The following is a 26,546-nucleotide window of genomic DNA, read 5'->3' on the forward strand; positions in this document are numbered from 1 at the left end:
GAGGTGTGTGAGGATGATTGAAGTGGAGTCACTCGTCAAGACGTTCGGAGATGTCCCTGCCGTCGATGGCATCTCGTTCTCGGTCCAGGAAGGGGAAATCTTCGCATTTTTAGGACCGAACGGGGCCGGGAAGTCGACGACCGTGCAAATGTTGACGACGCTCGTCCGGCCGACCGAAGGGAAGGCGCGGGTGAACGGATTCGATGTCGTCAAACAAGAGAAAGACGTCCGGTTGTCCATCGGTGTCGCCCTGCAAGAGACCGGGATCGATAAAGTATTGACCGGGCGGGAACTGCTCGTCCTGCAAGGGCGGTTGTTCAAAATGACCAAACAAGAGGCGGAGATGCGCGCCGAAGAATTGCTTCGTGTCGTCTCGCTCACCGAGGCGGCCGACCGGAGAAGCGGTACGTATTCGGGCGGGATGCGGCGCCGTCTCGATTTGGCGCTCACGCTCGTCCATCGCCCGACCGTCTTGTTTTTAGATGAACCGACGACCGGGCTCGATCCGGCGAGCCGTATCGAGATTTGGAATGAGGTGCGACGACTCAACGAGGAGTTCGGCACAACGATTTTCTTGACGACCCAGTACTTAGAAGAGGCGGACGAACTGGCCGACCGGATTGCCATCATCCATCATGGGAAAATCGTCAGTGAAGGGACGGCCGAAGCGTTGAAACGACTCGTCGGCGGCGAGACGATTGCGATGACGTTTCACAGCGATCAAGAGGCGGCCGCAGCCGCTGCGCTGTTCGGTCATGCGGCGACCGGTCAACACGTGGCGTTCGAGCTCGTCGACCATACGTTGATGGAAGTCGTGCGCCAACTCGATGAGCGTTCGCTTCAACCGGAACGTCTGACCGTGAAACAGCCGTCGCTCGATGACGTCTTTTTAAAAGTGACCGGGGAATCATACGAAGGAGGTGTGCCCGATGTGGACTGAGACATGGCTCTTCACGAAACGGAGTCTCGTCACGACGATTCGAAATCCGTTCTCGTTCATCCCGAACTTGATTATCTCTGTCTTCTTCTTACTGGTTTACACGAGTGGACTGTCGAGTGTCGCTTCGCTTCCTCAGTTTGATGGGAGCGCCTATTTGAACTTCATCTTGCCCGTCTCCATCGTCTCAGGGGCGGTCGGTGGGGCCGGTGGGACGGGACAAGCGCTCGTCCGTGATATCGAGAGCGGCTACTTCGCCCGCTTGCTCCTCACGCCAGCGACACGGACGGCAATCGTGCTCGGCCCGATGATTGCCGGGATGTTGCAACTGCTCGTCCAGACACTTCTCATTTTCGGCGTCGCGTTCTTGCTCGGTTTGTCGATTCCGGTCGGTCTGCCTGGCTTCTTGTTTACGGTGTTGCTCGCCATCGGGTTCGGCCTCGGTTTTGCCGGGTATTCGGTCGGTGTCGCGTTAAAGACACGGAATGCCCAGGCCGCACAGGCGGGGACGTTACTCTTCTTCCCGCTCATCTTCTTGTCGACGACGTTCGTCCCGAAAGAGTTGATCGAGGCCGAGTGGCTCAAAGTGGCGGCGACGTTCAATCCGACGACGTATATTTTTGAAGGGATGCGTGCCGTCTTGACGCAGCCAACGATCGATTGGAGCGCCTTATCGGCTGGACTTGCCGTCGCCGGGGCGATGAGCGTCATCATGGTTGTATTCGCAGCGACGAATGCGCGCGGCGCCTTGAAACAAAAATGACGAGCAGGGTTTAACCCCGCTCGTCCTGGTCAATCATAAACGTGACAATCAAAAAAAGAATGAAACTGATTAATGAGATCGTGCCCCCGATGATGAAATAGACGAGGGTGACGGTCTCATTCCATTGGAACGGGTTCATCGTGTAAAACCACATCCCGCTCGTCAATCCAATCGATCCGAGCACGGCCGTCCATCCGTGAATCGTGACGAGCAGTTGGTTTCGGATCGAATAGACACGATAGAACACGCCCCAGGCGAAGACCGATAACCAACCGGCGAGCAGAATATGGGCGTGAATCGGGCGGAAGGCGTAACTGCCGGCCCCCGACATATGCGAACCGAGCGCCGTCCCGATGACGCCGAACAGCGCGGCGAGGCGAATCAAACGAAGACTCCAAATCTTTTCCATGGCGTAGAACAACTCCTTCAAGGTGATGGCTCCATCGTAGCGAATCCAGATGAACGGAAGATGAACAGGGATTGAATCGATGCGCTTCGTGGAACAGCAGTAGAGAAGGAGGGAGACGATGGACCAACTGCGAACGATGCTACAAATCATACTGACCGGGGTGGGGGCCTATTTGGCGATCATCCTCATCTTGCGAGTCTCCGGCAAACGGACACTCGCCAAAATGAACGCCTTCGATTTTATCGTCACCGTGGCGCTCGGATCAATTTTGGCGACGACACTCACGAGTCGCCAGACGCCGCTGCTGAACGGACTGACTGCGTTTGCGACGCTCGTGTTCATGCAATACGTCATGGCCAAATTGGCGACCCGCTCGAAACGTGTGAATCAACTGATCAAGTCGACGCCGGCACTGCTTTACTATGACGGGACATATTTAGAGGAAACGATGCGCCGGGAACGGGTGCTCGAGATCGAAGTGTTGCAGGCGATTCGATCGAGCGGGATGGATTTCGAACAAGTCGAGGCTGTCGTCTTGGAGACGGATGGGACGTTCTCGGTGTTGACGAGCACGGATACGGTGTTGCGAAACGTCCAGACGAAAAAAACGACTCGGTTCCGATGAACCGAGTCGTTTGATCGTATGAATTAGAGGTACGTGCCTGCACCGACATAACGTGGTGCCCAGTAACCTGATGTGAAGCTCGCGTATTTAACGCCGCCTGTTTCAGAGTTGATCATTTGTGTTTTGCTGAGTGCCATTCCAACGTGTTGGATCGTGCGGCCGTTGTGTGAGAAGAACACGAGGTCGCCGGCTTGAATCGCTGACTTCGAAACTTTTTTCGAGTTTGCGTATTGCGAACGTGAATCACGTGGGATCGATTTGTTGATGGCTTTCTTGTAGACGTGACCTGTGTAACCTGAGCAGTCAAAGCCAGAAGTTGTCGTTCCGCCGTAACGGTAAGGTGTACCAAGGTACTTCTTCGACTCGGCTACGAGTTTCGTACGAGCGCTTGATGTAGAAGACGTTGTTACTTTCTTCGCAGTCGCTGTTTTCGTGTTTGGCTTCAAGTACGTATATGTCGATGAAGCTGAGATATAACGGTGAGACCCTTTGTAGTTGATTTTGTAGAACGAACCAACTTTACCGAGGTATGTATAGCGTTGGCCTTTGTTCATCGTTGTCGTGACTTTCGATTTGAGCGACGGTGCTGTGCGGATGTTCAAGCCGTTAACTTTCGAGTAAGCGAATGTTCCAGTAGCGGCTTCTGCTTGTTCACCTGTTGTGAAAGCAAGACCCGAGAAAGCGAGAGTGGCAGCGACAATGATAGATGCGAAACGCTTTAACATAATATATTTCCCTCCGTTTTTTAAAATAAAACCCTAAGTGGCTGTATATGATCGATGTGTGTAAACAATAGTCGAGCACAAGTTGCGGATAATACCCGGTTTCCTGTGCAAATAAACTATATCATGCGCAAGACCGATGGCATTTTTCAATCGCGAGACAAAAACGGTTTTCTTGTAACATATTTGAAACAATATGCGAGAATAGAGACTTATTTGTTACATAGAAAGGGAAAAGACTGTTATGTTTTCAACAACAGGGGAATAGACTGTCATGAAGCCGTTTTTCAAACAGTGACGGCTCGACAAAATTGTGATTAGATGAATGAGGATTGAACGTTTATTTTTGAAATATAGAATCATGAAAGACAGGTGACTTGAATGAGTCAAGCGACAGAACCGGCTAAAAATTACACGCTTCGGGAACTTGAGACGAAGACGTTGAAAGAATTATATGAGATCGCGAAAGAAGTGAACGTGCCCCAATATCGAGAGGCGCGCAAGCGCGAGCTCATGTTTCGGATTTTAAAATCACAGGCTGAATCGAAAGATCTTTATTTCCTCGAAGGCATCCTTGAGATCATCCCGCCAAACCCGCAGTCCCAAAACGACGGAGGCTTCGGTTTCCTCCGACCGATCAACTACTCTCAATCGTCTGAAGACATCTACATCGCCGCCTCGCAAATCCGGCGCTTTAATCTTCGCAACGGGGACCTCGTGACGGGGAAAGTCCGGAAACCGAAAGAGAATGAACGGTTCCAAGGGCTGCTCAGTGTCGAGGCGGTCAACGGTGAGACGACTGACTCGACTCGGAATCGGGATTACTTCCCGGCGCTCACGCCGATTTATCCGGAACAGCAGATGGTGCTCGAGACAGAGCCGAATCACTTGTCGGTCCGCGTCATGGACATGATCGCGCCTGTCGGATTTGGACAGCGTGGGTTGATTGTCGCCCCGCCGAAAGCCGGGAAGACATCGCTTTTAAAAGAGATTGCCAACTCGATCACGACGAACCATCCGAACGTCGAGTTGATCATTCTCTTGATTGACGAGCGGCCAGAAGAAGTGACGGACATCCAGCGCTCGGTGCCGGGCGCAGATGTCGCCTACTCGACGTTTGATGAGACACCGGAGAACCACGCCCGGATTTCAGAGCTCGTCTTAGAGCGGGCGATGCGTCTCGTGGAACACAAGAAGGATGTCGTCATTCTGCTCGACTCGATCACGCGTCTGACACGAGCGTATAACTTGTCTGTCCCACCGAGCGGACGGACGCTTTCCGGCGGAATCGACCCGGCCGCGTTCCATAAACCGAAGAAGTTCTTCGGGGCGGCCCGTAACATCGAGGACGGCGGCAGTTTGACGATCCTCGGTACGGCGCTCGTTGACACAGGGTCACGCATGGACGACGTCATCTATGAAGAGTTCAAAGGGACGGGCAACATGGAGCTCCATCTCGACCGGAAGCTCGCGGAACGCCGAATCTTCCCGGCCATCGACATCCGTCGTTCGGGAACGCGCAAGGAAGAATTACTGCTCGGCAAAGGCGAGCTCGACTCGCTTTGGACGATTCGACGGACGATGAACGAGTCGCCAGATTTCGTCGATCAGTTCTTGCGGCGGGTCCGCGAAACGAAAACGAACCTCGACTTTTTTGCGGCGCTTGAGGCCGATAAGAAAAAGAGTCGACGCCCGGTGAAAAAAACGAAAACAGACTTGTAAATCCGTGAGCCGGGTGCTATTATATTCTAGTGAACTTTCTCTAGGTTGAAAGAATACTTAGGGCCGAAGGAGTTGAAAAGCAATGAAACAAGGAATCCACCCAGAATACCGTAAAGTCGTATTCATGGACTCGACGACTGAGTTCAAATTCATCTCTGGTTCGACTCGTTACTCTAACGAGACGATCACGATGGAAGATGGTAACGAATACCCACTCATCCGTGTCGATGTATCTTCTGACTCGCACCCGTTCTACACAGGTCGCCAGAAATTCGCATCTGCAGACGGTCGTATCGAGCGCTTCAACAAGAAGTACCAACGTTAATCGTCAACTTGTATGCACACCGCCTAGGGATTGCCCTTGGCGGTTTTTTGTTGTCTTCTGATGGGTAAAGAGACGAAAGACTGACGTGAGGGGGCTTTTATGGAATTCATACTGATTAGTATCAGTTTATTGATTGGCGTCGGTATTCTGTCACAATGGTTGGCCTGGCGCTATCAAATCCCGGCCATCATCGTCATGACGGTCGCCGGTGTACTGGCCGGGCCGATGCTCGGATTGTTCGACCCGCGAGAACTGCTCGGTGAACTGTATAGCCCGATCATTTCTTTTGCCGTCGCTATCATCTTGTTTGAAGGGAGCCTCGGCCTCCATTTCAGTGAAATCAATCAATTTCGCCGTTCCATCGTCCGCATCGTGACGATCGGGGTGACGCTGTCGTTCGTCGGGGCCTCACTGTTGATTCAATACGTCGGAGGTCTCCATTGGGTCGTCGCTTGGACGATGGGCGCACTTTTCGTCGTCACCGGTCCGACGGTCGTCATCCCGTTATTGCGCCAAGCGCATTTAAAGGATCGGGTCGGTGCCATTTTGAAATGGGAAGGGATCATCGTTGACCCGGTCGGCGCCCTGCTCGGTTTGTTCGTCATCCGCATCGGTTATATCGTCTATGAAGGAATGGACTTGTGGATGCAACTCTTGTTCGCGGGCGCTTGCCTCGTCGGCATCGGTCTCGGTTACTTGTTCGGGCACGTGTTGATGGGCTGGTTTGTCGGTGAGAAAATCCCTCGCTATCTCCGGGCCTCGGTCACGTTGACGGCCGTCTTGATCTTGTTCTCATTGAGTGAATTCATGATGCACGAAGTCGGTCTGCTCGCCGTGACGGCGATGGGAATGACGATGGCGAACACGAAACATCGGGATGAGGAGATCATCGAGGAGTTGCAATCATTTAAAGAGGACATCTCGATCTTGCTCATCTCGTCGGTGTTCATCCTGCTGACGGCGTCGCTGTCACGCGATGAACTGCTCAACATCTTCCAATGGCCGCTTCTTTTGACGATTGCCGGCATTTTGTTTCTCGTTCGTCCGCTCGCGATTTATGGATCGACAATCGGCGTCGGGCTTCCGCTCAGCGAACGTGGTTTCATCGGATGGATTGCCCCGCGTGGAATCGTCGCCATGACAGTCGCCGGTTTTTTCGCAGAAGAAGTGGCGCATCTCGGGATTGACGACGCGTCGCAAATGCTACCGCTCACGATCGGACTGGTCTTTATTTCTGTGACACTACACGGGCTGACGATTCGACCGCTCGCTCGAAAATTGCATTTGATTGATAATAAAAAAGAAGAAGCGGCAGACGAATGAAGCGAAATCGGGACGGGAGCATGCCGTTCCGATTTTTGTCAGAAGTCAACCCTTTTCCTGTGACCGAAAGATGGTTATAATCGGAAAGCGATTAACGAAGGAGAGGGCGAAGTAGAATGATGCATGTGACGAACCGTTACGGTTGGATAGAAGTGATTTGTGGGAGTATGTTTTCTGGGAAATCGGAGGAACTGATCCGCCGTGTCCGTCGGGCGCATTACGGGAAAATCCCTGTCCAAGTGTTCAAACCGGCGATTGACGACCGTTACCATGAGGAAAACGTCGTTTCCCACAGCGGCAATTCGGTCGTGGCCGTACCGATTCAATCGAGTCAAGATTTGTACGATGCGGTGCGCGAAGAGACGCAAGTCATCGCCATCGACGAGGTTCAGTTCTTCGACGAAGGGATCGTCGATGTGATTGAGCAATTGGCGTCAGAAGACAAACGTGTCATCTGCGCTGGACTCGACATGGACTTCCGAGGCGAGCCGTTCACGATGATGCCGGAACTGTTGTCACGTGCCGAATTCGTCACGAAACTGCAGGCGATCTGTCTGTCATGCGGGGCGCCGGCTTCCCGGACGCAACGACTGATTGACGGGGAACCGGCCCGTTTCGAGGATCCGGTCATCTTGGTCGGTGCCTCGGAGTCGTATGAGCCGCGTTGCCGTCATTGTCATGACGTCCCGAATAAACCACGCCCAGTCCGCCATACAGTGGCCGACTGACGTCCACGGACCGCCCTCGGCGGTTCGTTTTTTGCTATAATGAAGACAGTTCGATTTGACGGAGAAAGGACGGATCATCATGTTTGACCGTTTGAGCGTATTAGAAGAACGCTATATGCAATTAAATGAGATGCTCGCTGACCCTGAAGTGCTCAGCGATGCGAATAAATTACGACAATATTCAAAAGAACAGTCTCAGCTCGAGGAGACGGTACAGGCATATCGCCACTATAAAGAGACGAGCACGGCGTATAAAGAAGCGAAACTCATGCTTGAAGACCGCACACTCGATGCCGACATGCGGGAGCTCGCCAAAGAAGAGATGGCGCTTCTCGAGCCGGAAGTGAAGGCGCTCGAAGCGAAACTTCGCGTCTTGCTGTTGCCGAAAGACCCGAACGACGACAAGAACGTCATCGTCGAGATTCGCGGAGCGGCCGGTGGGGACGAAGCGGCACTGTTCGCAGTCGACTTGTACAAGATGTACACGCGTTTCGCCGAGCGGCAGAACTGGAAGACCGAATTGATCGACGCCAACTATACAGAACTCGGCGGCTTCAAAGAAGTGACGTTCCTGATCAACGGGACCGGCGCCTACTCGAAATTGAAGTTCGAGAATGGGGCGCATCGGGTTCAACGCGTCCCATCGACCGAGTCGGGCGGACGCATCCATACATCGACGGCGACCGTCGCGGTATTGCCGGAAGCCGAAGACGTCGAAGTGCATATCGATATGAAAGACGTCCGTGTCGACACGTTCACGTCGTCCGGACCAGGGGGCCAGTCGGTCAACACGACCCAATCGGCCGTGCGGTTGACGCACATTCCCTCGGGACTCGTCGTCTCATGTCAGGATGAGAAGTCGCAACATAAGAATAAAGACAAAGCACTCAAAGTGCTCCGGGCTCGGCTCTATGACAAGATGCAGAGCGAACACCTCGAAGAACTGTCAGCGCAGCGCAAGTCTGCCGTCGGGACAGGGGACCGCTCGGAGCGGATTCGGACGTATAACTTCCCACAGAGCCGCGTGACCGATCACCGCATCGGACTCACGCTTCAAAAGCTCGACCGCGTCCTCGCTGGGGAACTCGAGGATATCATCGACGCCCTCGTCATGGACGAACAGGCCCGTCTCATGGAGGACGTGGACTGATGCGAATCGCCGCGAGATTGAAGCAAGCGGAGCGGGAACTTCTTGACGCGGGGCGCGATGCCTCGACCGCGGAGTGGTGGCTCATGCACGTCCTTGACGTCGATCGGACGGGACTGCTCATCCGTTTATCCGACGAATTGACAGATGATGAAGAATCTGAATTCCGAACAGGATTCGAGCGCCTGCTCGCAGGTGAGCCGGTCCAGCATTTGATTGGGCACGCCCCATTTTACGGGCGGATGTTCGAGGTCAATCGGGACGTCTTGATTCCGCGCCCGGAAACGGAAGAGTTGATCGAATGGGTCGTTGAGCATGTGACCGACGTGGCCGATGATGACATCGTCGATATCGGGACCGGCAGCGGGGCAATCGCCGTCACGCTAAGTCTCGAACTCGGTGTCCGCGTCCAGACGGTCGATATTTCCCGGGAAGCGATTGCTGTCGCCAAGCGGAACGCAACAGCGCTCGGGGCGGACGTGTCCTTCCATGAAGGAGATTGCCTCGCCCCGATTGCCGACGACTCGATTCGTGTGCTCGTCTCGAATCCGCCCTATATCGAGGCCGACGAACTGCTCGATGAGACGGTCGCAGGCTATGAGCCGCATCTCGCCTTGTTCGGAGGAGTGGATGGGCTCGATTTTTATCGGAAGATCATCGCCGACTCGATGCGCGTCTTGTGTGCCGATTGGCAATTGATTGCATTTGAAATCGGGTATAATCAAGGACAAGTTGTGAAATCGTACCTGTCCGAACGTTATCCTGAAGCAGAAACGGGTATTTTAAAAGATATAAACGGCAAAGACCGAATCGTCTACGCCGTGAGGGAAGGGATTGCGCATGGAAACGAAATGGATCAAGCCGACAGAAGTTGAGGAAGGGGTACGTCTCTTGCAGGCGGGCGAGGTGATCGCCATGCCGACGGAGACCGTCTACGGACTCGCCGGAGACGCGACGAACGACGTCGCCATCAAAAAGATTTTCGAGGCGAAAGGAAGACCGTCGGACAACCCGCTCATCGTCCACGTGGCCTCGGTCGAACAGGCCGAGCATTTCGCGCAAACCATCCCGCCAGTCGCCAGACGCTTGATGGAAGCGTTTTGGCCTGGTGCCTTGACCATCATCTTACCGTCGAACGGCCGAGCGTCTTCGTTCGTGACGGCTGGTCTTGATTCGATCGGACTCAGAATGCCGAATCATCCGGCCGCGCTGGAATTGATCCGTACGTCCGGTCTTGGACTGGCGGCACCGAGCGCGAACCGTTCTGGACGTCCATCACCGACGTCAGCCCGGCACGTGGCAGATGATTTGACTGGCCGGATCGCGGGTATTATGGATGGGGGACCGACAGGCATCGGTGTCGAATCGACCGTGATCGACTGCACGACGGAGCCGGCGACGATTTTACGTCCGGGCGGCGTGACGAAAGAAGCGATTGAGGCGGTCATCGGCCCGGTCATTCTCGATGCCAACTTGAGCGATGAAGCAGTTGCGCCACGATCACCAGGAATGAAGTACACCCATTACGCCCCGAGCGCCCCTCTTTATTTAGTCGAAGGAGGACGCGATGACCTCGTCCGTGTCATCACGACACGACAGGCGACGGGCAAGCGAGTTGGCGCACTCGTATTCGATGAAGCGACGACCCCGGCGGACGTCACCCTCTCCCTCGGTATTTCGATGGAGACAGCGGCCCAGCGTTTGTATGAGGCGTTGCGAAAGTTTGATGAGACGGATGTAGAAGAGATTTACGTGAATCGGATTGAACCGACGGGAGTCGCTCTTGCCGTATATAACCGCCTCTACAAGGCGGCAGGCGGTAAAGTCATCCGTCCACAGGAAGAGGCTTAAGGACATAGAGGAGGATCACGCGATGTCAATGAAACGCGTATTATTCATATGTAGTGGGAACACATGCCGAAGCCCGATGGCGATGGCCCTGCTCCGCTCGAAAGTGACGGGGGACGAGTTCGATATTCGTTCGGCCGGGCTGCGGACGATGCAAGGGTTCGACGCCTCAGAAAATGCACTCCAAGTGTTGCGTGAACGAGGAATTGAGCTCGATCACGTGACCCAGACATTCGACGACGTCCTCGGACGTTGGGCGGACGTCATCTTGACGATGACACGGGCGCATCGTGAACAGATTCGGGACACGTACCCGGATTTGGCCGACCGCACGTTCACGTTATACGAGTTCGTCACCGGACTCGAGCGCGACATCAATGACCCGTTCGGAGGGTCGATGAACGTCTACCGCCAAGTCCGAAACGAACTCGAACCACTCGTGAATCGACTTGTGCTAAAATTGACGAATGACGGGTCAAAGGTGACAAAACCACCGAGACGCCTACCAAAGAAGACGGGGGAATGAACGAATGAAAATCGCAATTGGCGCCGATCATGGCGGATTTAACTTGAAAAAAGACATCATCGGACTATTGGAAGAGCTTGGTCACGAGTATAAGGACTTCGGGACACACTCGGCCGAGTCAATCGATTATCCAGACGTGGCGATTCCGGTCGCTGAAGCCGTCGCGGCTGGTGAGTTCGACCGTGGCATCTTGATTTGCGGAACAGGGATCGGCATCGGGATTGCCGCCAACAAAGTGAAAGGCATCCGGGCGGCACTCGTCCATGACTCGTTCAGCGCGAAAGCGACACGTCAACACAACGACTCGAACATCATGACAATGGGCGAGCGCGTCATCGGACCGGGTCTTGCACTCGATTTAGTGGCGACATGGCTCGATACAGATTTCGAGGGCGGACGCCACTCGAACCGTGTCGATAAGATGAGCGCTTACGAAACGAAGTGACGACGATGAAGGCGGAGCTTTTGAACTTATTGACGGAGTTGCACGAACGGTTTCCGTTAGATGAGGACAAGATTCTCGTCATCGGTTGTTCGACGAGTGAGGTCGTCGGTAAGACGATTGGGAAAGCGGGCTCGATTGATGTGGCGTCGGACTTCATCGAAGCGTTTCTGACGTTTCGCGACAAGACCGGCGTCCATCTCGCCTTTCAAGGCTGTGAACATATTAATCGGGCGCTCACGGTCGAACGACGGACGCAGAAACAGTTCGGTTTGACAGAAGTGACGGTCGTCCCTGTGCGCGCAGCGGGCGGGGCGATGGCGGAGAAAGCGTACGAAAGCTTCGATACACCTTGCGTCGTCGAATCGATTCAAGCGGATGCAGGGATCGATATCGGGTCGACGCTGATCGGTATGCATTTGAAGCCGGTCGCGATCCCGGTCCGTTTATCAGCGAAGCAGCTCGGTGAGGCGTATGTCACGTTCGCCGTCACGCGGCCGAAACTGATTGGCGGCCCCCGGGCCCACTATCCAGCGAAATAAACGAAAGCCGGTCGCGAGGACCGGCTTTTTTTTGCGTTATAACTCTTCACTGAACAAGTAGGAAAGGACCATCGGGAACCGTTCACGCCAAGCGAGCTCGTTATGCACGCCTTCCTCGATGACCTCGAAACGGATATGGTCGACTTTGTCGCGGAGGAGCGCATAGACGCGTTCGCTCGACTCGAGATACATCTCGTTCGTCGGACCGTCCGCTGACGGTTGTTCGACTTCTTTCCGACCGACGTCCATATATAGACGTTCGACACCGCTCAAATCGCTCGACTCGATTAACTGTTCAAGCTCGGTCTGGTTGAACCAGAACGCCGATGATAGCGAGGCGACGCGTTTGAAGATGTCGGGATAGACACATGCGGCGTAAATCGAGATCAAGCCGCCCATCGAACTACCCATCATCGCTGTCTCGTCCGGGTTCGTCCGATAGTTCGCATCGATCATCGGTTTTAACTCTTGGGCGATGTATTCAATGTAAGCCGACCCTTGGCCGCCGAGCGTCACGTCTTGACCGAGCAAGCTCTCACCGATGTATGGGTTTTCCCACGGTCCGTATTCGTCGAGTCGCATCTCGCCGGGGGCACTGTCGATGCCGACGATGATCAAGTCGCGTTTCGAGGCGTCCACATACTCGCCGGCGCGCCAACTCATCTTATAGCTCGCGTCCTCGTCGGCGAACACGTTCTGGCCGTCATGCATATAGAGCACGGGATAACGTTTGTCCGTCGTGTCGTAATCCGCAGGTGTATAAATCCGAACCGTCCGCTCGCGTTCAAACGGGGTAATCGTGATCTGTTTTGTCTCAATCATAAACATCCTCCTCTGATCGTCTTCTTTCATATGATACCCAACTTGCCCTCTGATTAGACGATACCCAAAAAAAGAAGCATATGTTACGATGGGGGTGTTGATTTTTAGACATTCAGAGGGGGTTTCAACATGGTAAACACGACGAAGTTGAAAGTACAGGATGCGGAATTGTTTGAAGCGATGCAACACGAGCTCGGTCGCCAACGCGAGAACATCGAACTCATTGCCTCGGAGAATTTTGTCTCAGAAGCAGTCATGGAAGCGCAAGGTGGCGTGCTCACGAACAAGTACGCGGAAGGTTATCCAGGCCGTCGCTACTACGGTGGTTGTGAGTTCGTCGACGTGGCCGAGAACTTGGCCCGCGACCGCGCGAAAGAGCTGTTCGGTGCAGAACATGCCAACGTGCAGCCGCATTCGGGTGCCCAAGCGAACATGGCCGTTTACTTTACAGTCCTTGAAGCCGGTGACACGGTGCTCGGCATGAACTTGTCGCACGGTGGCCATTTGACGCACGGAAGTCCGGTCAACTTCTCAGGCGTTCAATACAATTTCGTCGAATACGGTGTGGACAAAGAGACAGAACACATCGATTATGACGTTGTCGCAGCCCTCGCGAAAGAACATAAACCAAAACTCATCGTCGCTGGTGCCTCGGCGTACCCGCGGACAATCGACTTCGCCAAGTTCCGTGAGATCGCCGATAGCGTCGATGCTTACCTCATGGTCGACATGGCGCACATCGCCGGTCTCGTCGCGGCCGGGCTTCATCCGAACCCGGTCGAGCACGCGCACTTCGTGACGACGACGACACACAAGACGCTCCGCGGTCCACGCGGCGGCATGATCCTCTGTAAAGAGGAGTTCGCCAAGGCGATCGACAAGTCGATCTTCCCAGGGATTCAAGGCGGTCCGCTCATGCACGTCATCGCTGCGAAGGCAGTGGCGTTCGGAGAAGCGCTTCAACCTGAGTTCAAAGATTATCAGGCACAAGTCATCAAGAACGCACAAGTGCTCGCGCAAGGATTAGAAGAAGAGGGACTCCGCATCGTATCGGGCGGCACGGATAACCACCTTCTCCTCGTCGACCTCCGTGGCATCGATATCACCGGGAAAGCGGCCGAGCATGCGCTCGACGCGGCCGGCATCACCGTCAACAAGAACACGATCCCATTCGATCCGGCCTCACCGTTCGTGACGAGCGGGATTCGACTCGGGACGGCAGCGATGACGACACGCGGATTGAAAGAAGACGATATGCGTGAAGTCGCTCGCTTGATCGGGCGCGTCTTGACGAACCATGAAGATGAAGCAGTGCTCGCGGAAGCGCACGAATCCGTGCGCGCGTTGACGGCGAAGTTCCCGCTCTATCCTGAACGAGGCTGACGAATGGACGTACGGACACTCGCAGATCGGGAACTCGCGGAACTACCGCTCATCGATATGACCGAATGGCTCGTCCGAAAAGGGGAGCACGACCCGACGTTTCGCCTCGTCGCGAACGAGTTCGAGGTCGTCACGACGCTGCTCGATCATGGCTATTATATCGAGGCAAGTGAACGGATCGTACCGCTTCTCGGGATGAAAGTGCCGGCGGCGTTTCATCGGCTCGGGCTCGCGCTCGAAGTGAAGGCGAACGGAAAGAAGGCGGCCAAGCGCCGCTTTCGTTCGTTCTCCCCGGCCGTCATCGGTCATGCGGACTTGTCGGATTGGAAGAACGCGTTCAAGTGGGACAAGACATGGCTCGGCCTGCCGCTCGTCGTCGGACTCGGGCTGGTCGCACTCGCGTTTTGGCCGGACCCGGCGCCACCCCCAGTGACGCCGTCCGCTTCCGACGAGCGGGTCGTGACGGTGACGGAAGAGGAGGCACTCGCGAAACGGTTAGAAGAACTCGAGAAAGAAGTCGCCCGGCTTGAAGAAGCGAACGAGGCGCTCCAAACCGAGGACGAGACGACCGAGTCGCCTGAGGCACCGGCCGTCATCCCGCTCGCTAAAGTCGAGACACTCGTCTCGGACAAACGATACGAGGAAGCCGATGCGCTCCTCGTCGGCAAGGCGAAAGCCGGTCAAGAACAGGCGGTCGGATTTTATCGCTTGCTCGTCGACAACAAGCTCGGTGAAGCGGAGATTGAAGACTATGCCGCTTACGTCGAGACGTATCCCGAATCAGGGTATAAAGCGGACGTCTTATGGATGAAAGGCATCGCCGAGAAGAAGGCCGGGGACGACATGTACCGGACGACGCTCGCAGAAGTCGCTGCCATGGATGGAACGTATTGGGCGCCGATCGCCAAATCGGTGCTCGAGGAAGAATGAGGTCGCAGCGTGCTGTGGCCTCTTTTTCTCATCAAATTCTAATCTGTTTCACCGCTCTTTCTCAGCTCGCTCCCGTACAGTAAAGAAAGAAAATAGACAAGGGAGAGGGACATATGCGCTCAACTAGCAGAGGAAAGATCAGAAGAATGATTCGAAGAGTGGCCGTCGGTGCGCTCGCATTGACACTCATGGCGGCAGGGGTCGCCGGGTTCTTATTATTCACCTTGACCGGTAACGCTTGGCTCGACCAAATCGCTCAAGTCGGGACTGATTTAGCGTTTCAGGCGGAAGGGATTGAAACGACGTTTGACCGGATGGGCGATTCACTCGAATTGCGCCTCGAACAAGCGATTCCAGAAGCAGTTCGTCCGTTTTTTGACTGAGGAATCCGGGAACACTTAGAATGATGCGTCGGGCGGACTGCTCGGCGTTTTTTTGAGAAAGGATGAATGGAATGCCTACGATTCTCGTCGTTGAAGACGATGCTAAAATTGCCAGATTACTCGAACTTGAACTTATGCATGCCGGTTATCAAGTCGAGGTCGCTCATGACGGGCGGACCGGGCTCGACCGAGCACTCACTGGTGGGATTGACCTCATGTTGCTCGATGTCATGTTGCCACAGATGAGCGGACTTGAAGTCGTTCGCCGCGTCAAAGAAGAGCAACCGCTTCTCCCGGTATTGATGGTGACGGCACGTGGGGACCGTTACGACAAAGTGAGCGGGCTCGACCTCGGGGCCGATGATTACATCACGAAACCGTTCGAGATGGAAGAGTTGCTCGCACGGATCCGGGCGTTCTTACGGATGCGGCAACACGTCCAAGTCGATACGAGTGAACGGGTCTTATCTTATGAAGGGCTGACCGTCGACGTCAATCGTCACGAAGTAATCTGCGAGGGGCAAAAAGTCGACCTGACCCGGAGAGAGTTCGATTTGCTCGTCTATCTGCTCGAACATTCGGAACGCGTGCTCACGCGCGACCAACTCGTCGAACACGTCTGGGGCTTTGACTATTACGGGGACACGAACGTCGTCGATGTGTACGTCCGCTATGTCCGCAAGAAACTCGGAGGCTCTTGGATTCAGACGGTCCGAGGCGTCGGCTATATGCTGAAGCGTGGTGAATAAGGTGAAGCTACGGACGAAGATTGCCTTGGCGATGGCAGGGTTCATGTTGTTCCTCCTGATCACCTCGTTCGGTGTCGCCTGGCTCGTCTCGCGTCAACAGATCGTCGACGCCCGCTATGACGTCTTGCGCCAGGCACTCAGCTTGCTCGAGGAGGACGAGCGGAATCGCCAGGCCGTCTTGTCGTTACACGAGGACAGTGTCGTGCTCGAGCGACAAGCGAACGGCGCCTGGGGCATCATCGGCGGAGAGGCCGAGGAAGGATTGCGGTTTCCCGTCAATTTCGGCGAGCCGGCCCTCGTCGACGACTGGTTCGTCATCGCGACGTCGAACGGGCTCGGCTACGCGTTTCAAGACGCGGCCGTGAGTGAGACACTCCAGACGCTCGCCACGATCTTTCTCATCATCTTTTTGATCGCCGTGGCGATGACGTTCATCGGCAGCCTTTGGATCGTCAGGCAAGGGCTCGACCCGCTCCGCCGGCTCGAGACGACGATGGAACGAATCACGGAATCGGGCACCCTTGAGACCATCGATGTCGGGACGAGCCAAGACGAAGTGTCGACACTTGCGACCGGCTTCAATCAAATGATTGGCCGGGTCGAAGGGTCGATGGAGCAACAGCGTCGTTTCGTCGCCGATGTTTCACATGAACTGAAGACGCCGCTCACGGTCATCGAAGGGTACGCCAAACTGCTCCGGCGCTGGGGACAAAGCGACCCGGCCGTCCGTGACGAGGCGATCGACCATATTTTGACCGAGTCCCGGCAAATGCGCGAAGACTTGATTGAACCGATGCTTGAACTGAGCCGCTTCTCCTCACTTGAAGAAATCGAGGCTGAAGCGATTGAATTAACCGAGCTCGCCGAACAATTGACCGAGCGGTTCGAGCGTTCGCATGGCGTCCGGGTTCCAATCGAGGCGACAGGAACGTGGTACGGGCACCGTGATTCGCTGCAAAGGCTCGTCGTCATCTTCATCGACAACAGCTTGAAGTACGCGACTGACACGCACGTGACGATGACACCGAGTCGGATTGAAGTGCGTGACCATGGGACGACGCTGAGCGATGACGGCAGGGCGCGTCTGTTCGACCGTTTTTATCGACTCGATGAGGCGCGGGACCGGAGCGGCAGCGGACTCGGGCTCGCCATCGCCAAGGAAGTGGCCGACATGAACGGTTGGTCGGTCGGCAGTTACGCGAACGCGCCGGACGGCAGCGTCTTCTTCGTCGCAAAATGACAAAACTTTCGCAGATTCTCATCATTTTCTAATGGAATCCTCGTGGTGCTCTAAGGTCACCGTTCTATGATGAAGATGTAGAACAAGTTCACCACATGAAACGAGGAGGAAACATCATGAAACTAATCGGATGGATTTTAGGCGTCGGCTTGGCAGTCCTCGCCGTCGCAGGGATCGGGTTGTATGTTGCGAATGACAACACGGACACGGTCATCGTCCCGCGGTCGGTCGACAGTGTGAACAGTGGAACGGATGATGCTGCAGATGACGCACAAGACGAGGCGAACCAAGAAGCGGCCGCGTCGACAGAAGGAACAGCCTCGAGTGATACGCCGGTCCGCTCGGTCGATGACGATGATTATGAATTGTATGGTACCCTCGTCAACCTATCAGACCGGGACGTGACGATCAGCTTCAGCGGTAAAGAATCGACGTATCCGCTCGCGGCCCGTCATGAGATTGACGACGACACACCGAAAGCCGGTGACCGCGTCAAACTCGAGTTCAATCAAAACGAGGAAGTGAAGGAAGTCGACCGTGAGAGTGACGACTTCGACATCTACGGCACGTTCGTCAGTCTGTCGGACCGTGACGTGACCATCGAGCGTGACGGCAAGTCAGAGACGTTCAAACTCGCGAGCCGCTACGAGCTTGACGATGAGGCGCCAAAAGCCGGTGACCGCGTTAAACTTGAGTTGAACCTTCAACAGCAAGTGAAAGAGATTGAACGTGACGATGACCGGGATGACCAAGACGATCAAGATGATCAAAACGACGATCAAAATGATGACGACCAAGATGACGATCGGGACGATAATCAAGACGACGACCGAGATGACGACTAAAAAAGTGCCACGCAAGTGGCATTTTTTGTTTGTTCTTCTAACTATATAAGTAATTATTATTGTATGATAAAGTGAAAAAGAAAATTTTAGGTGATAGTACCCAAATAAATGTGAAAGGAGGGGGCGGAATGAAACACGTCTTATGGATGATGATCGTTGGCATCATCTTTTTAAGCGGATGTGGCGCAAACGAGACGAACGCGCTCAACTTGCGGTCATTGTCGACGTATGCGATTCACCAAGACCGAGACATCCCGTTGACGTCTGCGCTGAAGTCGCGATTATTGAATTACTGTGAGCAAAAACCGACGGACGTGTTGCCGATGCGTCGGGCTGAAGTGGCCTCCATTACATTCCGTCATCCTTTCTACGACGAATTAGGCAGCAAGACCGTCAAATATTGGCGGAGCGGGGAGTCGCACTACGTCTCGTGCTTGAACAGTGACGAGCAAAACGCACGGGTCTTCCGCACGGACAAGATTGCAGCGTTTGAGGCTGCCGTTACGGCGAATTCTGTTGAAATCGAAGTCGGAGATACGCTGTCGTTCATTCCTGAACCGAACGTCGAAAATGTGGTACAGTCCTTCTCGGTCAATAAGGTACACGAGACGATCATCCCAGGATCCGTCTTCCGGTATGAGACACCGGACCGGGGGGCGCTCCACGTCACGTACCAAGTCTTTCAGGACGGGGCGGCGAAAGGGCAAATGATCGAGCCCGGATTGTTCGTCTTTGAGAGCGGGAAGAACGATGGGGTCGCCTTTTTGACTCAATTGGCTGACAAGCGAATCACGTTACAGATGGGGAGGGAAGAAGCATGGGAACGTACCGTGCTCCCGGCCGTCTTCACGGGCGAATATGTCGCCGTCGACTCAACGGAAGCCGTTTTTGCATCAATTGCGAATGAGCGCAGGCTGCTGAAGCGGGTTGTCCTAGCAGATGTGCCCATCCATGATTTCACTGAACGGGCATCGGTCGAGTTGTCGGAACGTTACGGGACCGTAATCGAGGTGTGGGGCACGGTGAAACGGCCTGGCGCCGGGGAATTGACGATTGTATCGGAGCCCAAAGAGACGATGCGTCTGGCGACGTATGAGACGGAGACGAAAATCGCCCATCTCGGTGGACCGAGTACGAGCGACCTATTTGAATTGTTATCCCACGTGAAGCCGAGTAGTGGACAGCCGACCGGGGAACGATGCGGGACGCTCGCGCTCTATGAGCAGTTGACCGAACAACGGTTTGACGTCTGGATGGAGGAAGGGCAAGACACCCTTCAATTGATGGACGTCGAGACGGAACGAGTCTATTTGATTGATCGTCTCGAATTAGAGTCAACGCTGAATACTTACATATGACCAAATAACTTATTGTTTTACCCGTTTCATGACACTTTCATGTCGTGAAGCGGTTTTTTGTTGTCAAATTGACACTATGTTTTCGTGAAAAACTATCCTATAATTTTTTTTGCGAAGGTTCAACATTACATACACGAATCCGATACATCCATAAAACACACAGCACTAACCTTCTCGTCATTTGAATAGAAAGAAAGGGGGGAGCAACGAGACACAACTCCATTCAACCATCATCGTCCGTCACCACGTTTTGTCAGTCATCAGGAGAGGAATAGGTAGTGAAATTGAAAAAGTTAATTATGTCTCTAACGGTAGTGTTGTTAATTGTTAGTCTGAACATGTCTAAAACGGGGGCACAAACCATGAACCCACTCGACGGTGTGAAGAACTATCAAGTGTATTATGGCCATCCAACGGCAGCGATTCTAAAAGATATGCAGAACTACGATCTCGTCATCATTGAGCCGCTCCACTACACGAAAGCACAAGTGGAGCAAATCAAAGCACGCGGGACGAAAGTGCTCGGTTATATTAGCGTCATGGAAGTCGCGACATGGAACACCGGTCTCATGTCAAAACTTCAGTCAGGTGACTTCTTTACGCGTAACGGACAACGTGTCCATTACTCGGAATGGGATTCGTACTTGACGAACATCGCTTCGCCGCACTTCCAAGGGTTACTCCTTACGGAAATCCAGAACCAAGTCGTCGCCAAAGGCATCGATGGCGTGTTCATGGACACGGTCGGTGATATCGATAACGAACATTTGAACAACCCGACGGTGCTCAAGCAACAACGTGACGGCCTCGTCAACTTCTTGAAACAAGCACGGGCTCGCTATGGGGATATCGCCATGGTCCAAAACTGGGGTTTCGACACACTTGAAACATCGACGGCGCCATATGTCGACGGCATCATGTGGGAGAGCTTCAACGCCGATACGATCAAGAGCGACGCTTGGTCACAAAACATGATCAAGAAACTACAAGCGGTCGACGCGAAGCACTCGGTCAAGACGCTCACGATTTCGACACGTCTTAGCGCGGACAGCCACAAGCTCGCCACAGATTCTGGCTTCATCCACTTCCATGAAGCGGATGCTTACGTGAACTGGAACGCGGGACTTGTGACACGTACGAAAGACACGGCGCCGACACCAGCGCCAGTCGCGGTAGCACCGGCGACAAAGCCGGCTACAACGACAACAACGAAGCCAGCTGAAACGACTACGACAAAGCCGGCTACAACGACGACAACAAAGCCAGCTGAAACGACTACGACAAAGCCGGCTACAACAACGAAGCCAGCTGAAACGACTACGACGAAGCCGGCTACAACGACGACAACAAAGCCGGCTACAACGACAACAACGAAGCCAGCTGAAACGACTACGACAAAGCCGGCTACAACGACAACAACGAAGCCAGCTGAAACAACTACGACAAAGCCGGCTACAACAACGAAGCCAGCCGCGACCAAACCTGCGACAGGAACGTCAACAACGCCAGTCGCTAAGCCGACGACAACGACGAAACCGGCTCCGTCGACGAATGACCAGACTGCGTCAAAAGAGAAGTCGACACAAAAGACAAAAGCCGAGTTGAAGCAAGAGAAGAAAGACAAGAAGAAGGCAAAAAAACTTGCAAAGAAGCATGCTAAAAAACATGCCGCCAAGCATGAAACGTCAAAACACCATCAGGCCGCCAAAGGCAAGATGTGTGGAAAAGTGAAACACAAGACGGCCGGTTTTCTGAATTTCTTCAAATTCTGATCGACGTGTCACCTGAAGCCCGAGGGATCGATTCCGTTCCTTCGGGTTTCGTCTGACCTCTTAGAAAACAGAAGTTGACCCTACCTTTCTCAGAAAAGTTAGGGTACAATGCTCAAGAGAGATTGAGAGAGGAGTGAAGCATGATGGGCAAAGTACACGTTTATGACCACCCATTGATTCAGCACAAGATGACGATTATGCGCAAAGTAGAGACGGGGACAAAGCAGTTCCGTGAACTCGTAGACGAGGTCTCGTCACTCATGGCATACGAAATTACACGCGACCTTCCGCTTACTGATGTAGAAATCGAGACACCGGTCTCTGTATCGACACAGAAGATGATCGCCGGCAAGAAATTGGGAATCGTCCCAATTTTACGGGCAGGCCTCGGCATGGTGGATGGCTTCCTCAAAATGATGCCGAACGTCAAAGTCGGTCACATCGGTCTATACCGTGACCCGGAGACGCTCGAGCCGCACGAATACTATCTCAAGTTGCCGACGGACGTCACAGAGCGTGACTTCATCGTCGTCGACCCGATGCTCGCAACTGGTGGTTCGGCCGCTGATGCGATTGCCGCGCTTAAAAAGCACGGTGCCAAGTCGATCAAGCTCGCTTGCCTCTGCGCAGCCCCTGAAGGTGTGGAACGTGTTCAAGCTGAACACCCAGACGTCGAAATCTATCTCGCCGCACTTGACGAGAAGTTGAACGACCATGGTTACATCGTCCCAGGACTCGGTGACGCGGGTGACCGTTTGTTCGGAACAAAATAAGCACGAACCCGTACAGAGAGGATCCGAGTGATCCTCTTTTTTGTGGAATGTGCCGCGATCGATTCAAAATAGTTGAGGTGAAGCGAGTCACGACCGATAGTAGAAAAGGAAGGGCCGCTTGACGGTTTGATCATGAAAAAGGGAAGAGACGCCGTGAAGACTAAATTCTCACTACTACAAAGATATTTGCTCATTTCTTTGATGGCGCTGTTTTTGACGAGCATCTGGAGCTATAGCGCGTTTCAAGATATCGAACGAGAGAACCGTCGTATCGTCGAAGAGGCGATCCCGATTGCGAACGCCGCCTCAGAGCTGCTCCGGTTGTTGCTCGATCAAGAGCTGTCGGTCCGAGGCTATACATATAATCAAGATACCCTGTCATTCGAACAGTATGAAGCGACGAAGCGCTCGTTGTCGGAGACGATTCACGTCATCCGAGAACTCGATCATCGTCACCCGATCATGCAGGAGTTGATTCAAGAAGAGGCGTTGCCGCTCATCCGACAGATGGAAGCGTTCCACGAATCGCAAATTGAGCTCGTCGAGGCCGGAGATATTGAAATGGCGAACGCGCGACGCTATAGTGGCATCGGCTACATCAATCGATTTCGGGACGTCGATGCGGCGATTCGTGAGGATATCGACAACATTATTCAACAGGCGTCAATCCGGAGTGATATCGCCTCGAGCTCGGCGAAGTGGGTGATCGTGATCGTCGTCGGGATCGCGTTGTTACTGTTGCTGACGTTCATGCATACGTTCCGGCTCGAGCGCAGCAAACAAGCGCTCATCCATCGCTCGTTGCATGATGCGTTGACCGGTATTTGGAATCGACGCGCCTTCGATGAACGATTCGAGCGGATGTGGGATGAGGCTGCGGAGACCGGAGACGTGCTCGCACTCCTCTTGCTCGACATCGATGCGTTCAAGGTGTACAACGATACGTACGGCCATTTGGCCGGAGACGCTTGTCTCGAACGGGTGGCGAACGCGATCGACAAGGCGGTCGGGGGAGACGGGATGACCGCTCGCTATGGCGGAGAAGAGTTCGCGGTGCTGCTCAAGCCACGTCACGCCCGACAACCGAAAGAGATTGCTGAACGCATTCGACAAGCGGTGCTCAAACTGAACATCCCGCATGAAGGTTATCATCCGCTTCGGAAAGTAAGTGTCAGTATCGGTGTCGCCGAACAAGCGCCTGCGCCGGGTAGCGAGAAAGGTGACTTGATTGAGGCGGCCGACCGGGCACTGTATCAGGCGAAGCGGAGCGGGCGCAATCGCGTCTCGGTCGGGAAAGCCGTTTGAATCAAGGAACGCCAAAAGACGACCATTCCGATGGATACGGGATGGTCGTCTTTTGCATGATTATTCTGCGATCAATCCTTCTTCGATGAGGAAGTCGCGGGCGACTTTCTCCGGACGTTGTTTTTCGACATCAGCAAGGTAGTTGAGTTCTTGCATCGTCTCATCCGTGATTTTCCCGCTCAGCAAGTTCAATACGTCCGCGAGCTCAGGATGCTCGGCGAGCGTCTCTTCGCTGACGATCGGGACCGCATAGTACGGTGGGAAGAACTGTTTGTCGTCTTCGAGGACGGTCAAGTCGAAACGCTTTAGCAATCCATCGGTCGAGAAGCTGTCGATGGCGTTACTCTCATTGTTCATGAGTGCCGTGTAGCGGAGTCCGCCGTCGACCGGTTTCACGTCTTGGAAGTTGAACGGGTACGCCTCTTTCAATCCGAGGTAGCCGTCTTCCCGGTTCGAGAACTCGATCGTCGGACCGAAGACGAGCTCGTCACTTACTGCGGCGAGGTCAGAGACGGTCTTTAAGTCGTACGTGTCGACGTCTTCTTGTTTGACGGCGATAGCATACGTGTTATTGAAGCCAATCGGGTCGAGCGTCCGGATATTAAACCGCTCGTTCACTTGCTTCACGACTTTGTCGTAAACGACGTCGGGGTCGTTCTCGACTTCTTGCTTCAAGACGTCGACGAACAATGTGCCCGTATATTCGACATACGTGTCAATCTCTCCGGTGCGCAAGGCGCTGAAAGCGACCTGTGTGCCACCGAGGTTCAGTTGACGTTTCACATCGAGGTCGGTCTTGTCCTCAATCAAGTCGGCGACCATGTTCCCGAGAATCAATTGCTCGGTGAAGTTTTTCGAACCGACGACAATCGTATCGTCTTCACGGGTGAAGGCGTAAATCGAACCGGCGAGGAGAAGCGTGAACGCCGTCGCGATGACGATGAGCGGCTTCGTCACTTTCTTCGCAGAACGACGTGTTTTCTTCTTCATCCGTCCATCCGCGAGGACGATGCCGTTCGGGGCTACTTTATACTCGATGCGACTGACGATGAAGTCAATCAACAAGGCGAGCAGTCCGGCCGGGATGGCACCGGCGAGGATTTGATTGTTGTCGACGGTCTGGATTCCGGCGAAGACGAGGTAACCGAGACCACCTGCTCCGACGAACGCCGAGATCGTCATGAGACCGACGGCCGTGACCGCCGAGATCCGAATCCCGGCCATGATGATCGGCAGTGCGAGCGGAAGCTGGATTTTACTCAAAATTTGGCGGTCGGTGAGCCCGATCCCTTTGGCCGACTCAAGCGTATCGCCCGGGATGCTCGATAGTCCCGTATACGTGTTTTTCACGATCGGGAGGAGCGAGTACAAGACGACCATGATGATGGCCGGGGTCGATCCGATTCCGATGAATGGGATCAAAAATCCGAGGAGTGCTAAACTCGGTACGGCTTGGACGACGCTCGTCAGACCGAGAATCGGCTTGGCGAGACGTGGAATCCGTAAGATGAGAATCCCGAGTGGTACCCCGAGTAAGACCGCGAGTGAGACGGCGAAGACCGTCAGCTGTAAGTGTTCGAGCAAGAGCGTCCCGATTTGGTCGGTGTTGCTCGTGAAGTAATTGAAAAACGATTGAATGGCATTCATATAGTTTCCTCCTCTTGCATGAATTGCTCACTGAGGACGGAAAGCAAACTGCTGCGTGTGATCAAACCGTGAAGCATCGAACCGTCGACGACCGGGAGATACCCTTGGTCGCTCGTGTTCATGACGTCTAAAATGTCGAGGAGCGAGTCCTCGATTGAGACGAAAGCGTAATTCGTGTTCATGACTTCCTCGAGCCGCTTCGTCTTGTCTTGGATACCGTGGACATCTTTTAATTTGATAAGTCCTTGAAGGACACGATCACGGTCTGTGATCAACAAGCTGTCGACCTTGCGGGAGCGCATGATTTCAATCGCTTGAAGCACCGTCCGCTTCCCGCTGATCGATACCGGGTCGGTGATCATGATGTCTTTCGCTTTAATGAATTCAGGGCTGTTCCAAATCCGATTCTTCCCGATGAACGACTCGACGTATTCGTCTTTCGGGTTCCGGAGAATTTGTTCCGGAGTATCGAATTGGACGATTTCCCCGTCGCGCATGATACAAATGCGATCGGCCAGCTTGATCGCCTCATCCATATCATGGGTGACGAACACAATCGTCTTTTTCACTTCTTCTTGAAGATTGAACAGCTCTTCTTGGAGATCGTTTCGAGTGACAGGGTCAAGGGCGCTGAACGGTTCATCCATCAAAATGACTTCCGGGTCGTTCATGAGGGCACGGGCGAAACCGATACGCTGCTGCTGACCGCCGCTCAATTCGCTCGGATAGCGATCGATGAATTGGTCCGGGTCGAGGCCGACCATGCGGAGGAGGTGTTCGGTGCGCGCATCCATGTCTTGTTCGGCGTGTCCTTCGAGACCGGCAATCAATTGAATGTTTTCGCGAATCGTCATATGCGGAAAGAGCCCGGTCTGTTGAATGACGTAGCCCATCTGGCGACGCAGTTCAATCGGGTCCATCTTCCGGGTATCCTGTCCGTTGACGATGATCGTCCCTTCCGTCGGCTCGATCAAACGGTTGATCATTTTGAGCGATGTCGTCTTCCCGCAGCCGGACGGGCCGATAAAGACGACGAGTTCACCTTTGTTGATGGTGAGGTTCATCTCTTTCAAGACGGTCGTGTTCTTGAATGTTTTTTGCACTTGTTTAAATTCAATCATGCATTCACCCTTTTCAATAATTATTTTCACATAACCTTATATGCCCGTTGTCGAAGGATTGTAAACATTATTTTTGAAAAAAGCGTTTAAAGGTCGAATAAAGCGGGGATTATTACTTCTATTTTTTTATAAAAGTAGAAAAAAGAGGAACAGCACCCG

The 26,546-nt window shown here is 53.9% G+C and carries 28 protein-coding genes; 23 read left to right on the forward strand and 5 right to left on the reverse strand.

Annotation, left to right across the window (positions count from 1 at the left end; translation table 11 throughout):
* Positions 1-13 precede the first annotated feature (13 nt).
* Positions 14-940 carry a daunorubicin resistance protein DrrA family ABC transporter ATP-binding protein gene (locus KNP75_RS01355; protein WP_034779257.1) on the forward strand — a complete coding sequence of 309 codons (927 nt, stop codon included), beginning with the start codon at positions 14-16 and terminating at the stop codon, positions 938-940.
* Positions 930-1,700 carry an ABC transporter permease gene (locus KNP75_RS01360; RefSeq protein ID WP_138858765.1) on the forward strand — a complete coding sequence of 257 codons (771 nt, stop codon included), beginning with the start codon at positions 930-932 and terminating at the stop codon, positions 1,698-1,700. The genes KNP75_RS01355 and KNP75_RS01360 overlap by 11 nt, the downstream gene beginning before the upstream one ends.
* 10 nt (positions 1,701-1,710) lie before the next feature.
* On the opposite strand, the gene KNP75_RS01365 is transcribed toward KNP75_RS01360, so the two are convergent.
* Positions 1,711-2,109 carry a hypothetical protein gene (locus KNP75_RS01365; protein WP_215189441.1) on the reverse strand — a complete coding sequence of 133 codons (399 nt, stop codon included), beginning with the start codon at positions 2,107-2,109 and terminating at the stop codon, positions 1,711-1,713.
* A 118-nt stretch (positions 2,110-2,227) separates the two neighbouring features.
* Here KNP75_RS01365 and KNP75_RS01370 point away from each other — a divergent pair, with 118 nt between their 5' ends.
* Positions 2,228-2,734, forward strand: a complete 507-nt coding sequence (locus KNP75_RS01370; RefSeq protein WP_215189443.1) for a DUF421 domain-containing protein — start codon at positions 2,228-2,230, stop codon at positions 2,732-2,734.
* Positions 2,735-2,757: 23 nt separating this feature from the next.
* Here the strand turns inward: KNP75_RS01370 and KNP75_RS01375 are convergent, their stop codons facing one another.
* Complete coding sequence (locus tag KNP75_RS01375; RefSeq protein ID WP_034779250.1) at positions 2,758-3,459, reverse strand: C40 family peptidase; 702 nt, start codon at positions 3,457-3,459, stop codon at positions 2,758-2,760.
* Between the two features lie 378 nt (positions 3,460-3,837).
* On the opposite strand from KNP75_RS01375, the gene rho reads away from it, so the two are divergent.
* From rho to KNP75_RS01425, 10 genes are all read left to right on the forward strand, one after another.
* Entirely contained in the window at positions 3,838-5,178 is a 1,341-nt protein-coding gene (gene rho, locus KNP75_RS01380; protein WP_214753683.1) for a transcription termination factor Rho, read from the forward strand.
* A gap of 82 nt (positions 5,179-5,260) precedes the next feature.
* Positions 5,261-5,503 carry a type B 50S ribosomal protein L31 gene (locus KNP75_RS01385; RefSeq protein ID WP_021066109.1) on the forward strand — a complete coding sequence of 81 codons (243 nt, stop codon included), beginning with the start codon at positions 5,261-5,263 and terminating at the stop codon, positions 5,501-5,503.
* A gap of 99 nt (positions 5,504-5,602) precedes the next feature.
* Positions 5,603-6,826: a cation:proton antiporter gene (locus tag KNP75_RS01390; protein WP_034779247.1), complete on the forward strand. Its 1,224-nt coding sequence runs from the start codon at positions 5,603-5,605 to the stop codon at positions 6,824-6,826.
* A 116-nt stretch (positions 6,827-6,942) separates the two neighbouring features.
* Entirely contained in the window at positions 6,943-7,554 is a 612-nt protein-coding gene (locus tag KNP75_RS01395; RefSeq protein ID WP_021066110.1) for a thymidine kinase, read from the forward strand.
* Between the two features lie 79 nt (positions 7,555-7,633).
* Positions 7,634-8,704, forward strand: a complete 1,071-nt coding sequence (prfA, locus tag KNP75_RS01400) for a peptide chain release factor 1 (RefSeq protein ID WP_034780138.1) — start codon at positions 7,634-7,636, stop codon at positions 8,702-8,704.
* Complete coding sequence (gene prmC / locus KNP75_RS01405) at positions 8,704-9,576, forward strand: peptide chain release factor N(5)-glutamine methyltransferase (protein WP_215189445.1); 873 nt, start codon at positions 8,704-8,706, stop codon at positions 9,574-9,576. Before prfA ends, prmC begins: the two co-directional genes overlap by 1 nt.
* The gene (locus KNP75_RS01410; RefSeq protein WP_215189447.1) at positions 9,542-10,552 is read left to right on the forward strand and encodes an L-threonylcarbamoyladenylate synthase; all 1,011 of its coding nucleotides are present in this window, start codon (positions 9,542-9,544) and stop codon (positions 10,550-10,552) included. The genes prmC and KNP75_RS01410 overlap by 35 nt, the downstream gene beginning before the upstream one ends.
* A gap of 22 nt (positions 10,553-10,574) precedes the next feature.
* Complete coding sequence (locus KNP75_RS01415) at positions 10,575-11,075, forward strand: low molecular weight protein arginine phosphatase (RefSeq protein WP_034779240.1); 501 nt, start codon at positions 10,575-10,577, stop codon at positions 11,073-11,075.
* A gap of 4 nt (positions 11,076-11,079) precedes the next feature.
* Complete coding sequence (gene rpiB, locus KNP75_RS01420) at positions 11,080-11,520, forward strand: ribose 5-phosphate isomerase B (RefSeq protein WP_021066115.1); 441 nt, start codon at positions 11,080-11,082, stop codon at positions 11,518-11,520.
* Positions 11,517-12,059 (forward strand): TIGR01440 family protein, encoded by a 543-nt coding sequence (locus tag KNP75_RS01425; protein ID WP_152567762.1) that lies wholly within the window; start codon positions 11,517-11,519, stop codon positions 12,057-12,059. The genes rpiB and KNP75_RS01425 overlap by 4 nt, the downstream gene beginning before the upstream one ends.
* 36 nt (positions 12,060-12,095) lie before the next feature.
* Here the strand turns inward: KNP75_RS01425 and KNP75_RS01430 are convergent, their stop codons facing one another.
* The gene (locus KNP75_RS01430) at positions 12,096-12,881 is read right to left on the reverse strand and encodes an alpha/beta hydrolase (RefSeq protein WP_214708450.1); all 786 of its coding nucleotides are present in this window, start codon (positions 12,879-12,881) and stop codon (positions 12,096-12,098) included.
* Between the two features lie 129 nt (positions 12,882-13,010).
* On the opposite strand from KNP75_RS01430, the gene glyA reads away from it, so the two are divergent.
* From glyA to KNP75_RS01480, 10 genes are all read left to right on the forward strand, one after another.
* Positions 13,011-14,264, forward strand: a complete 1,254-nt coding sequence (gene glyA, locus KNP75_RS01435; protein ID WP_215189449.1) for a serine hydroxymethyltransferase — start codon at positions 13,011-13,013, stop codon at positions 14,262-14,264.
* A 3-nt stretch (positions 14,265-14,267) separates the two neighbouring features.
* Positions 14,268-15,194, forward strand: coding sequence for a hypothetical protein (locus KNP75_RS01440; RefSeq protein WP_215189451.1), 927 nt, complete (start codon positions 14,268-14,270; stop codon positions 15,192-15,194).
* A 146-nt stretch (positions 15,195-15,340) separates the two neighbouring features.
* A complete protein-coding gene (locus KNP75_RS01445; protein WP_215189452.1) occupies positions 15,341-15,577 on the forward strand; it encodes a hypothetical protein in 237 nt (78 codons plus the stop codon).
* A 71-nt stretch (positions 15,578-15,648) separates the two neighbouring features.
* Positions 15,649-16,326, forward strand: a complete 678-nt coding sequence (locus KNP75_RS01450; RefSeq protein ID WP_214753691.1) for a response regulator transcription factor — start codon at positions 15,649-15,651, stop codon at positions 16,324-16,326.
* Position 16,327: 1 nt separating this feature from the next.
* Positions 16,328-17,566 carry a sensor histidine kinase gene (locus KNP75_RS01455; RefSeq protein WP_214753693.1) on the forward strand — a complete coding sequence of 413 codons (1,239 nt, stop codon included), beginning with the start codon at positions 16,328-16,330 and terminating at the stop codon, positions 17,564-17,566.
* Positions 17,567-17,682: 116 nt separating this feature from the next.
* Positions 17,683-18,411: a hypothetical protein gene (locus tag KNP75_RS01460; RefSeq protein WP_251128168.1), complete on the forward strand. Its 729-nt coding sequence runs from the start codon at positions 17,683-17,685 to the stop codon at positions 18,409-18,411.
* A gap of 128 nt (positions 18,412-18,539) precedes the next feature.
* Positions 18,540-19,769 carry a hypothetical protein gene (locus KNP75_RS01465; protein ID WP_034779224.1) on the forward strand — a complete coding sequence of 410 codons (1,230 nt, stop codon included), beginning with the start codon at positions 18,540-18,542 and terminating at the stop codon, positions 19,767-19,769.
* 362 nt (positions 19,770-20,131) lie between these two features.
* On the forward strand, positions 20,132-21,541 hold the full coding sequence (locus tag KNP75_RS01470) for a glycoside hydrolase family 191 protein (RefSeq protein ID WP_215189456.1): 1,410 nt from the start codon (positions 20,132-20,134) through the stop codon (positions 21,539-21,541).
* Between the two features lie 143 nt (positions 21,542-21,684).
* Positions 21,685-22,314: a uracil phosphoribosyltransferase gene (gene upp, locus KNP75_RS01475; RefSeq protein ID WP_021066126.1), complete on the forward strand. Its 630-nt coding sequence runs from the start codon at positions 21,685-21,687 to the stop codon at positions 22,312-22,314.
* Between the two features lie 153 nt (positions 22,315-22,467).
* Entirely contained in the window at positions 22,468-23,619 is a 1,152-nt protein-coding gene (locus KNP75_RS01480) for a GGDEF domain-containing protein (protein ID WP_353049013.1), read from the forward strand.
* Positions 23,620-23,679: 60 nt separating this feature from the next.
* Here KNP75_RS01480 and KNP75_RS01485 read toward each other — a convergent pair whose 3' ends face one another.
* A complete protein-coding gene (locus KNP75_RS01485) occupies positions 23,680-25,266 on the reverse strand; it encodes an ABC transporter permease/substrate-binding protein (protein ID WP_215189460.1) in 1,587 nt (528 codons plus the stop codon).
* On the reverse strand, positions 25,263-26,387 hold the full coding sequence (locus KNP75_RS01490; RefSeq protein ID WP_029594683.1) for an ABC transporter ATP-binding protein: 1,125 nt from the start codon (positions 26,385-26,387) through the stop codon (positions 25,263-25,265). Before KNP75_RS01490 ends, KNP75_RS01485 begins: the two co-directional genes overlap by 4 nt.
* Positions 26,388-26,546: the final 159 nt, after the last annotated feature.

Source organism: Exiguobacterium sp. s6 (assembly GCF_018618155.1).
Taxonomy (GTDB): domain Bacteria; phylum Bacillota; class Bacilli; order Exiguobacteriales; family Exiguobacteriaceae; genus Exiguobacterium; species Exiguobacterium mexicanum_A.